The following is a 12,448-nucleotide window of genomic DNA, read 5'->3' on the forward strand; positions in this document are numbered from 1 at the left end:
TACTGCTTCTTTAAATGAGTAAACTAATACTCCATATTTTAATATTGCACCTAATACGAAATGATTCATTGCGTAACTAGGTATTTCATATTTATTAGCAGACTTTAATCTAATATCAGAATTTATACCTATAATTTTTTTACCATATGCTATTGCTAAACCTAGTTCAACCATAACTCCTGGATCCTCATTAGTTAAATCTAATATTACTACATCTGAATTTTTAACTGCATTTGCATCTCCTTCATAAATACTCTCAGGTGTAGGTAAAGTCTGTTTATCTTCATTAAAAGGTTGTTCTATTGGATTAAATAAATCAATATCTTTAATTTCTTCTCTTAGAATCTTACCTTCTTTTAATCTTTGTGAAACTTCTGCTTCGTTAAATAGCGAACCTGCTATGTATACTTTCATACTATCAACCACGCGATTTGTTTGAAATTGCTTCAACACCTGGTAATTTTTTACCTTCTAAGAATTCTAATGATGCTCCTCCACCAGTTGATATGTGTGAGAATTTATCTTTATAACCTAATTGTATTGCTGCTGCTGCTGAATCTCCACCACCTATAACTGTTATTGCATCTTTTAAGTTTGCTATTGCTTCACATACTCCTATAGTACCTTTTGCATAGTTACTCATTTCAAATACACCCATAGGTCCATTCCATACTACTGTTTTAGCACCTGCTAATTCTTTTTCAAATAATTCTATTGTTTTAGCTCCAATATCTAATCCCATATCATCACATGCTAAACCATCAACTGATTTAGTTTCAAATGCTACGTCGTTACTAAATTCTTTAGCAACTATTGTATCAACTGGTAAAACTAATTCAACACCTTTACTTTTAGCTTTTTCTATTAATGATTTTGCTAATTCTAATTTATCTTCTTCTAATAATGATTTACCTACATTTAATCCTTGTGCTTTTAGGAAAGTGAACATCATTCCACCACCTATTAAGATTTTATCTGCTTTTTCTATTAAGTTTTCTATAACTGCTATTTTATCAGATACTTTTGCTCCACCTAATATAGCAACATAAGGTTTTTTAGGGTTTTCAACTGCTCCACCTAAGAATTCTACTTCTTTTTCCATTAAAAATCCTACTGCTGTTTCACTTAAATTTGCTGAAATTCCAACATTTGAAGCATGTGCTCTATGTGCAGTACCGAATGCATCATTTACAAATACATCTCCTAAACTTGCCCAGTATTTACCTAATTCAGGATCATTTTTAGATTCTTTTTTACCATCTATGTCTTCATATCTAGTATTTTCGAACATTAAAATTTCTCCATCTTTTAATTCTGAAATTGCACTTTCTAATTTTTCTCCTCTTGTTTCACCAACAAATCTAACTTCTTTACCTAATAATTCAGATAATCTTATAGCAACTGGTGCTAATGTTTTACTTGCTTTATCTTCTTCAACTTTTACTCTACCTAAATGTGAGAATGCAATAACTTTTGCTCCATTATCTAATAAATATTTTAAAGTAGGTATTGCTGCCTTAATTCTGTTATCATCTTTAATAACACCTTCTTTAACTGGAACATTAAAATCTACTCTTACTAATACTTTTTTTCCTTTTACTTCTAAATCTTTAACTGTTTTTTTATTCATTTTTCCTCCTGAAAATATCTATTCTTAAAATAAAGACCTTAAGCAATCACTTAAGGTCTATCAATTAAGTTTATTTTGCTAATTCAACAAAATATTTTAATGTTCTTATTAATTGTGCAGTATATGACATTTCATTATCATACCATGCAACTGTTTTAACTATTTGTTTACCATCAGCTGAAGCCATAACTCTTGTTTGAGTAGCATCAAATATTGAACCACTTAAACTTCCAACTACGTCTGAAGAAACTATTTCGTCAGTATTGTATTCAAATGTTTCACCATCGCAGAAACCTTTAACTGCTTCGTTAACTTCTTCTACTGTTACTTTCTTAGATAAGATAGTCATTAATTCAGTTAATGATCCAGTTGGTACAGGTACTCTTTGAGCTGCTCCATCTAATTTACCTTTTAATTCAGGTATAACTGCACCTATTGCTGCTGCTGCACCTGTTGTATTAGGAACTATATTTACTGCTGCTGCTCTTGCTCTTCTTAAATCACCTTTTCTATGTGGTGCATCTAATGTGTTTTGATCCCCAGTATATGCATGTATAGTTGTCATTAATCCTGTTTCTATACCAAATGCTTTATGTAATGCATTTGCCATAGGTGCTAAACAGTTAGTTGTACAAGAAGCTGCAGAAATTATTGTTTCTGTTCCATCTAAGATATTATGGTTAACACCAAATACTACTGTTTTAACAGGTTCTTTTCCACCTTTTGCTGGTGCTGATAATACAACTTTTTTAGCTCCTGCTTCTATATGTTTATGTGCTTTTTCAGGATTTACAAAGAATCCAGTACATTCTAACACTACATCAACATCTAATTCTCCCCAAGGTAATAATGCTGGATCTGCTTGTGTAAATGATTTAATTTCTTTACCATTAACTACAAAAGCTCCTTCTTTAACTTCAATTTTACCATTGAATCTTCCTTGCGCTGAATCATATTTGAATAAATGTGCTAATGTTTTTTCATCTGTTAAATCATTAACTGCCACTACTTCAAATTCAGGATTATCTATCATTAATCTTAATGCTAAACGTCCTATTCTTCCAAATCCATTAATTGCAACTTTTACTGACATAATACGTTACCTCCTATATTTTTTTAATTTGTCTTTTGTCATACTCATTATAGCACTTTTTATATTTTTTTTAAATAGTTTTTTCGTGATTTTTTTATCTTAGTTTTAACTTTATGCATATTTATCATTGTTTTTATTAGTTTTTTATGCTTTTTTTTATTTTATTTTTCTTAAATTTAATTTAAATGCTTAATAATTTTGTCCTAATTTCATAATCTTGCATTTCCTTTTTTAATATATTTTTATAGTTTTCTATTTGATTTCTATATTCTAATACTTTATCTGGATCTTTTAGAGTTTTATAATCATAAATATATGCTATTTTATTTTCCCTATCTATATTAAGTCTATCTATAATATATTTTTTATCTTCATCAAAAATTTCATACTCAGTATATATCTCAAATTTATTATCAAATATATCTTTATTAGTATTTGCAAAATCAATGCATCTTTTTTCAACATTTTTACATATATTAGGCCCTAATAAGTTTCCATATTTTTTCATAAGCATAGAATAACTATATTCTTTATCTTCCAATGTTTTTAAATATTCTAAGTAATAATGGACTGCCAATCCAGTTTTTCTTACCATTTCACTTTCAATATTATTAACTTTAATATTTTTTATTTTCTTTTCATATTTTGTTTTGGTGAAAAAATCTCCATTTTTAAATTCACTTATTTTTTCATCCATTTTTTCATTAGAACTTTCTATTTTCATACCAATAGTTTTTGGAATAAATTTCATATAGTCATTTTTACTAGGTATAAAGTATACATATAGATTTTTTTTAGGTCTTGTAAGTCCTACATAGGTTAAATTCATTGCTGCTTCTATTTCTTCATTATCATACATTGCAAAATATTTTTTACCAAAATCAGTTTCTTCTACGATTTTTCTTTTTTTAATGAATACAAAATTTACTACATTAAAATTTTCATCATATTCTTTAACTAAAACATATTTGGCAAAAGTTTCTTTTTTAAATGTGTATACATAATGAATATCATCATATTCTAAACCTTTTGATTTATGTATAGTCATTAAATTTATTCCACTACTTTCAGCATTTTCTTGATTTATACCCGTCATAACTATATCGTATGTGTCGTAAAAATCCTCTAAATTTTTACTTTTATCAACTAAATCTAAAAATTTATTAATATTTAATATATCTTCACTATTCATTTCACTGTTATAGCCAAAATATTCAAGATATTTTCTTTTAAAATCACTACTATCTTTCATTAATTCATTTACATGGGCTATAATTTCATTTTCTTTTTCCAAATCTCCATCTATGTATTTTTTTATATCTTTAAGCATAAAAGCAATACTATCACTTCTTAAAAATTCTAATAATTTATATGTATTTTTTGTTACCAAATAGTCTATTAAAAGTTTAATATCTGATATATTTTTATCTTTAATTAATGCCATACTTTTTATAGAATTATATTTTATATTATTTTCTTCTAAATCTGTTAATATTTTAGTTAAATCCTTATTTGATCTAAATAATATTGCGCTACTATTACTAGAGTTTTTATTTATTCTATTAACAATATCAAGGTATAAAGTGTCATTTTTTGATTCTACTATATCAACAAATCCACCTTCTTTTACATAAGCAACATTTTCATAATCAAAATTATCTAAATCATTAAAAGTTTCGTTTATATAATTTATAACATTAGAACTAGTTCTATAACATGTAGATAAAGTACTTTTTTCAATTTCTATATTTTCAATATTATTTCTAAGTATTTTATCAATATTTTTAAATAAATTACTGTCTGCTCCCCTAAATCCATATATGGCTTGCTTTTCATCTCCAACTATTAAAATATATTCACAAGTTTTAATTATTGGTAAAAATAGATTAAATTGCATAGGACTAGTATCTTGAAATTCATCTATCATTAATACTTTTAATTTACCACCTATCATTTCTAAAAAATCTTCTGTTACTTCCCCATTTTTTATTAAATTTAATGAATTATCTTTTAAATACATGTTAGTAAAAAAAGTTATGTCATCATATGTCAATTTTTTTATACTAAACTTCATTCTATTATCTATTTCATAACATAATTTAGCAACTTTTCTATATACTTCATTATATTTATATATAACTTGTTCTGTATATAGTTCACATATTCTTTGTTTAAAATCACTTTCTTTGATTTTAGTATTTAGTGTCTTTGCTAATTCTTTATTATCACCTTGTATAGTTCTTTTTAAGAAATCTCCACTAAATTCTCCAAAAAAATTCAAAAGTTCATTTACATTTTCAATTTTCTTTATTTCTTCTATCTTATCATTAATAACTATATTTTCTGTTTTTGATACTTTATTAGATGTATATTTTCTTACAAAAATCATATCTTTATATTCATAAAAAAATTTAACTAAATCATCTTTTATATGATTTATATCTTGCTTTTTATCAAAGACAAACGGTTTATCTACTATGTCATATATCATAGGTTTATTTTTCAAAATATTTTTTATTAATTCTTGCTGAGATTCAACAGTTTTTTGATCATTTAATTCATACAGACTTGAAAATACATCAAAGTGTTTAGTAATTAATTCATCTAATATACTCGTAATGTATTCTTCACTATTATCACTGACTATTTCATATGAATATAGATTATTGTACCCTGCAATAGTTGATTTGAAAACTCTATTTATTAAAGCATCATTAGTAGTTATTTTAATATTTTCAGAATTTGAAACCATTTCTTTATATATTTGCTTTAATTCTTCTCTATTAATTTTAATACCTAATGATTTTTCTATATTTTCATAGCCATTTTCTTTATATGCTAAGAGTTTTAAGAATAAAAATACTCTCTCTTTAATTTCGGCCGTTGCTTTTTTAGTAAAAGTTATAACCATAATTTCATCATATTTAATACCTTTATTAAGTGCTTTAATGTATTCTAATGCCATTGTATATGTTTTACCAGTTCCTGCACTGGCACTAATTATTTTACTTTTCATACTTATCGCCCCTTATTATATTGCTTAGGTTATAGTCTTTAAATTTTTTATTTACAGTATATTTTTCTAAACTTTTAATGTATTTAATTCTTTCTTTAAAATCCTCTATACTAAAATTACATTCATCATCATTTACATATTTATATTTGTTTTCAAAAGTATGATATAAGTAAATATTAGAGATATTATATTTATTATTATATTCACTAAATGTTTTATATGCTTGTAATTGATACGAATATGAATCATTTTTGTCTTTAAATTTAGAAGATTTTATATCAATAATATCATAACTTAAATCTTTTATATTTTGTGCTAGTATATCCATTTTATATGATATATTCACATCGTCTAAAACAAATTTAACAGCTTCTTCTGTTTTAATATTATACTTAGATAATTTTTTACTAAAATTTAATATGTCCTCTAATATTATTGAAAATAGTAAATAGTCATATGTATTATAGTATTCTTTTTTTATATATTCACTATATTTAATTAAAACTTCATTTTTAACATTTTTTATACTTGTTATATCATCTAAATTCTCATTTAATACTCTTTCAATAATTTCATGTAAAATATTCCCTATGGTTCTAGCATCAATACTATTATTAAGTGGAATAATATATTCATTTTTTTTATCTTCTTCTATACTTTTTTTTAGCATATACACTAATTCATCTTCAAAAAAACTTTGAATATTATACCCATTAATCCTTAAATTAAACTTATCTTTTTCAATAGCAGTTATATAATCTCTATCTGTTAAAAAATCTGGGTTTTTATTTATTATATCGGGCTTATATACATATTTATTATGCTCAATTATATCTTTTGTTGTATATTCAAAACTAATATTCTCAATTTTATTTTCTAATATAAATTTAGAAAATACTGATTTTATATCTATATCATTTTCTATGTTTTTAACATACATAATATGACTTGTTTTAGACAAATATAGTTTTCTAATATATTCATAATACATTATGTATTTATAGTCATTAGTTACAAATAAGCCTAATTTTTTTCTTTGATTTGTGTTAAGTATATACTCTTTTATATTTGCCATATTATTTTCATGTGCATTTAATAAGATAAAGTTATCTACTTTTTCATCATCTACTTTTGTTATTTCAAATAATTTACTACTAAGTTTTAATTTTTTCTTTTTAGCATCTAAATATTTAAGTATTAATTTATATATATCTTTATTATTATCAATATATTTATCAAAGCCAAATTCTTCTAATGTTTTAACTTCGGTTACTGCTTCTAAAAATTCATCTGCCTCATCAATGTATTTTTTTGCCAATTCATCACATAATTCATATACTTTTTTATCAAAAATATTACTTATGCTACCAAGATTTTCTATTTTTATATATTTTTTCCCATTAGAAAAATCTTTTTTTATTTTTAGTATATCGTCATTTGATAAATTAAAAAAATTATTAAATTCCTTGTTTAAAATACAAAAATATAACTCATATAAGTTTATTTTATTATTCATAGTAACACTTAATATTTTATGTACCTTATTAAGTATATTGTATATTTTAGTCTTATCTAAATATTCTTCACTATGATAATTAAGTAAATTTTCATTTATATTTTTATAAATACTCTTATCAGTTCCTATATCGTTTATACAAATTTGTTTGTCTTTATTTTTTTCTAAATATTCAGTTAAATATATCAAATTACTTGATACGTCTTTAAAACTATATGCTTTTATTAAATTTTTAGTTTTTGGCATAGTAATATCTATTAACATATTACTTTGTTTATTATAATCTGATTCATTAGTATAAATATGGTATTCTACATTAACATTTAAATTATTTAATATTTCTAGTTCTTTTCTAGTAGTTTGCATTTTATTAACTATTATTATTTTTTTATATTTACTTAAATATCTATTATTAATTTTATAATCATGATATTTTAAATATCTTGGCATCATATTAAATTCATTCATTTTTGATAGCATAATTTCATGTATTTCATATATAGACTTCATATATTCTATTTGCCAATTTTCTAAATCTAAATCAGAAAATTTAATGTTTTTATCATATAAATCTTTTATTAATGAATAGTAATTATATGCTATATCTATACAATCAAAATATGAATTTATACCAAATAACTTTTTATGTTTATTATTTAAACAAGAATAAAAAAATAAGGTTTCCTTTTCCTCTTTTAAAATTATTTTATCAGTTAATATTACATTTTCAAAAAAGTCATTTATCATATTCGCATTAAACAAATACAAAATTTCTTTATTTTCTATTATATCTAATTCATCATATATATTTTTAAATATGTATTTTATAGCCATTTTATTTACCTTTCTAAAAACTTATTGAACTATTTTTATATTTTTTACCTATTATTTCCTCTAACTCTATTAAATTATTTATAGTTTTTTTATTTCTATATTTTAATATCTTTTTAATTTCTTTATTACTAAAACCCAAATATTTAAGTTGTTTTACAGTCATTTTATTTATATTATGTTTTATATATACAGGTTTATCATTATCTACAAAAAATATTTTTAATTTATCAATATCATCATAAGATATTCTTGGTATATTTTTTAAATCATCTATTTTATTTATACTACCCATATACTTCTTATATTCTAATATGTTATCTATTTTTTTCTTACTTATATTTAAAGACCTATAATCATCAAAGGATATATCATTTATATTTTTTTTATTATTATCTTTATATTCTTTTAAAACTATTTGTTCATTTATTTCAACTTTTACATTATTATCATCTATATAATTATCTTGTTTATACATTTTTAAAAAATAAGCGAAAATAAGACCAACTAAAACTGTAATTAATTTTATTTCTTTTTTATAATTTTTTCTATTTTTTGCCATAAAATAACTTTATTATCTCCTTTTTCTTTTCAATTCTATCCTTAAATTCTAGTACATATGATATTGGATCCTTAGGCATTACAATTCTTTTTATATCGTCTTTATCTATTAATTTAGTAATAGAACCTGCTCCTATACCAAAAATATTTTTATTTTCTTCTATCATATCTATGTTATATATTGATTGATAAGTTTTTTTACAAAAACCAATATTTTCTCCAAAACTATTTTTTTGTTTATACATATAATAAGGTATATAGTCATATTCATTCATAAATTCATATATTTTTTTATATACTAATTCAAAATCTATATTTTCATCTAATTCATATTTACTCTTATTTAAATAACTGGCTTTTTTTAATGCTAAATTATGTATAGTTATATTATGTGCATCATAATCTTTCATTTTTTCTATTGTTTCTAATATATCTTGTGTATTTTCCTTAGGTAGTGATAAGATATAGTCCATATTAATTATGAATCCAAGGGATTTTGATATAGTATATATTTCATTTAATTTATCTATATTATGGTATCTGTTTACCAACTTTAAAGTTTTTTCTTTAAAACTTTGTGGATTAATACTTATTCTATCAACTTTGTATTCTCTTAACATTTTAAGTTTTATCTCATCTAAGGTATCTATACGACCTGCCTCAAAAGTATATTCTTTTATATTAGTTAAATCAAAATTATCATTGATAGTTTTAAGTAATAATTCTAATTCATCATATGATAAAAAACTAGGTGTTCCACCACCTATATACATAGTATTAATTTTAACTTGCTTTTCTTTTAAAACCAAAGCCACTTCCTTAATTTCAGTAATTAAAGTTTTAATATACTCATCATATATCTTTGCATATTTACCTTGTTTTAGATATGCAGGAAATGAACAATATGTACATTTGGTTGGGCAAAATGCAATACCAATATATACTCCTACTGTTTTTTTATCAATATAATCCATAGAATTTTTAACTATTTCAATTAATAAATCTATTTTAGAAGCACTTACTAAATATATATCGGTTAAAATCTTTCTAATCTCGCTAAAATTTTTACCTTGTTCTAAAAATTTATATACTAATTTAGTTGGTCTCATGCCAACTAATGCTCCCCATTCAATATTTTTATTATATAATAAAAGCAATCCAGATTTTGACATTGCTTGTTTTTGTTTTTGCATATCAAATAATACATGACTTGAAAACTCAAAAAATTTATTATCTGTACTAAATTCTAAAATTATTTTATCTTTTTTACTTTTATCTATTATAGTTACTATGTCATCTATATCTCTAAAAAGTGTATATACTATTTCATTATATTTACTCTCTTCATATTCACTTACTATTTTCATATGTTTTATACCAATTTCACTATTATTAATAATATAATACCTAATGTTATTCTATAATAACCAAACATTTTAAAATCATGCTTTTTAATATATTCCATAAAGAATTTTATAAATCCATATGCAAATATAAATGAAAGTACGAAACCTAACAATATTAACATATATTCATTAAAACTTAATACAGGCATTTTTATCAATTTTAGTGTTGTTGCTCCTAACATAGTAGGTATTGCTAAAAAGAATGAAAATTCAGTTGCAACTACCCTATTTAATCCTAGTAACATTGCTCCTATTATTGTTGCAGCTGATCTGGAAGTACCTGGTACAAATGCTAAACATTGAAATATTCCCACATATATTGCTTGTTTAAAACTTACATTATTTAAACTATTCACCTTGCTTTTTTTTGATATTTTTTCTAATATTATTAATATTACACCATAAAATATTAGCATAAATGATACTACATATATATTAAATAGTTTTTCTTCTATATAGTCTGAAAATAGGACTCCTAAAATCCCAGCAGGTATTACTGCTACTATTATTTTAATAAAAGTTTCTTTCTCCAATTTAAATATTTCTTTATAAAAATATACAAATACAGATAATATAGCACCTAATTGTATTATTATCTCAAATGATGATACAAAGACCTTATTATTAGATAAATTTATAAAATGCTCTACTATTATCATGTGTCCTGTACTACTAACTGGTATAAACTCTGTTAAACCTTCTATAAAACTTAAAAATACTACCTTTAAAATTTCTATCATATTGTCTCCTAATTTTTTTCTTTCCCTTATTATATCATATTAATTTAAAAGAAAAAAGTTTAATATTAGCCAAGTATTTACTAAAAAAATACTAAGTTTCAGATAATTAAAATCTTAATATTTAGTATTTTTTAGTTTAAAGTTTATAATTTAAATTATAGTAACTTTAATAATTTTATTTCATTTTTTGATTTATTTTATCTAATAAATCTTTTGCAAAATCTTTTCCACCTAATCCAAATGCTAGAATAAATGTTAATGATAATGTAGCCATTGTTGCTATAAATGCAATATTTACTATTTCTGGTGCAATTGCTAATTGATTTAATATCATAAACATTCCAAATACATATATAAATATCTTTGAAACTAATTCTGCTATTTTTGAGTTAGTCGCTTTTACAATTATAGGTAATAAGAATTTAATAGCTATATATATTCCTATTAATATAATCAAGGCTGCAAATACATTTGGTAAGTATAATAATATACTTGTTGTTATATTTGTTAATATTTGTAAATTTAGTACATTTATTGCTTCTATAAAGAATATTCCAAAAATTAATACTTTAACTACTATTGTTATTATTGCAGATGGTTTATTATTTTTAAGTATCTCACATTTTTCACATTCTATTAATTTATCTACACCTGTTGTTATTAATAATCCATTTACTATACTTCCTATTAATTTTGATAATAATGCTCCTATTAGTATTAATATAATAAATACCATTATATTAGGTATATAAGATAATAATATTGTTAATACTTGTGTTGTTGGCTTAGCTATAGCATCTAAATTTAATATATCTAATGCTGTTATAATAGCAACTATTAATATTAGTGCAAATATTATTTGACCTATTAATTCAGAAAAAAGTATTTTCCCTTCTTCTAATTTTGTAAACTTATTTACTTTTTCATCTAAATGGAAAGTTTTTAATATATTTGTAATAATTTCCTTTAATATTTTAGCAATTATGTAGCCTATAAATACTACTAAACCTGCCCCTAATATCTTTGGAATATGGCTTAATCCTGCATAAAACATACTTGTTATAGGTTCTGCAACATTATACATACCTAAACGAGCTAAAACTGATGGTATCATAATTAAGAATACAATTATATACCCTATATTTCCTAAAACTTTTAATAATACATGTCCCTTTTCTTCATTCTCTACTACTTTCATTTTAGTAAAATATGTTTCAACCTTTAATTTTTTCCCCAGTTTAATTACTAACTTTCTTGCTAATGATGATACTATTAATGTAATTATAAGCAATATTATTGCTACAATTAAATTTGGAATCATGTCAAACATACTTCCAATAAATTTTAAAATTTGATCCATTTTAAATCCCCCTATATTATTTTATATTAATATTGTAACATAAATAAAGTATTTATTACAAATAAATCAATTTATCTTCATTAACATATATTTGATCTTTTTTCCTTTTTATAAAAAATATATTTATATTTTCTTCATTAAATTTCATAAAAATTCTAATTATATCATTTTCAATATCATCGTGAGTTTAGAAAATTTAACTAGTTAAAAATATAGTCAATGCCTTTTGAAATAAAGGTATTTTTTTGTCAAGTTTTTCAAATAAAACACTATGCAAAACTTATTTAATATGGTA

General features: G+C 22.7%; 9 protein-coding genes. All 9 read right to left on the minus strand.

Annotated features, from left to right (window positions below; genetic code table 11):
* On the minus strand, positions 1-414 hold a 414-nt coding region (locus AWT72_RS06435), incomplete at its 3' end, for a nucleoside 2-deoxyribosyltransferase (protein WP_067142596.1).
* Positions 415-418: 4 nt separating this feature from the next.
* Complete coding sequence (locus AWT72_RS06440; protein ID WP_067142573.1) at positions 419-1,630, minus strand: phosphoglycerate kinase; 1,212 nt, start codon at positions 1,628-1,630, stop codon at positions 419-421.
* Between the two features lie 70 nt (positions 1,631-1,700).
* Entirely contained in the window at positions 1,701-2,723 is a 1,023-nt protein-coding gene (gap, locus tag AWT72_RS06445) for a type I glyceraldehyde-3-phosphate dehydrogenase (RefSeq protein WP_067142576.1), read from the minus strand.
* A 181-nt stretch (positions 2,724-2,904) separates the two neighbouring features.
* A complete protein-coding gene (locus AWT72_RS06450) occupies positions 2,905-5,739 on the minus strand; it encodes a UvrD-helicase domain-containing protein (RefSeq protein WP_067142579.1) in 2,835 nt (944 codons plus the stop codon).
* Entirely contained in the window at positions 5,729-8,089 is a 2,361-nt protein-coding gene (locus tag AWT72_RS06455) for a PD-(D/E)XK nuclease family protein (protein WP_067142582.1), read from the minus strand. Before AWT72_RS06455 ends, AWT72_RS06450 begins: the two co-directional genes overlap by 11 nt.
* Before the next feature lie 13 nt (positions 8,090-8,102).
* Positions 8,103-8,648 (minus strand): helix-hairpin-helix domain-containing protein, encoded by a 546-nt coding sequence (locus tag AWT72_RS06460; protein WP_067142585.1) that lies wholly within the window; start codon positions 8,646-8,648, stop codon positions 8,103-8,105.
* On the minus strand, positions 8,635-10,014 hold the full coding sequence (locus AWT72_RS06465) for a coproporphyrinogen III oxidase (protein ID WP_067142588.1): 1,380 nt from the start codon (positions 10,012-10,014) through the stop codon (positions 8,635-8,637). The genes AWT72_RS06460 and AWT72_RS06465 overlap by 14 nt, the downstream gene beginning before the upstream one ends.
* Positions 10,015-10,019: 5 nt before the next feature.
* A complete protein-coding gene (locus AWT72_RS06470) occupies positions 10,020-10,793 on the minus strand; it encodes an undecaprenyl-diphosphate phosphatase (protein WP_067142590.1) in 774 nt (257 codons plus the stop codon).
* 175 nt (positions 10,794-10,968) lie between these two features.
* Positions 10,969-12,153 carry a mechanosensitive ion channel gene (locus AWT72_RS06475; protein ID WP_067142593.1) on the minus strand — a complete coding sequence of 395 codons (1,185 nt, stop codon included), beginning with the start codon at positions 12,151-12,153 and terminating at the stop codon, positions 10,969-10,971.
* Between the last annotated feature and the right edge of the window lie 295 nt (positions 12,154-12,448).

It is taken from the genome of Oceanivirga salmonicida (assembly GCF_001517915.1).
Taxonomy (GTDB): Bacteria; Fusobacteriota; Fusobacteriia; order Fusobacteriales; family Leptotrichiaceae; genus Oceanivirga; species Oceanivirga salmonicida.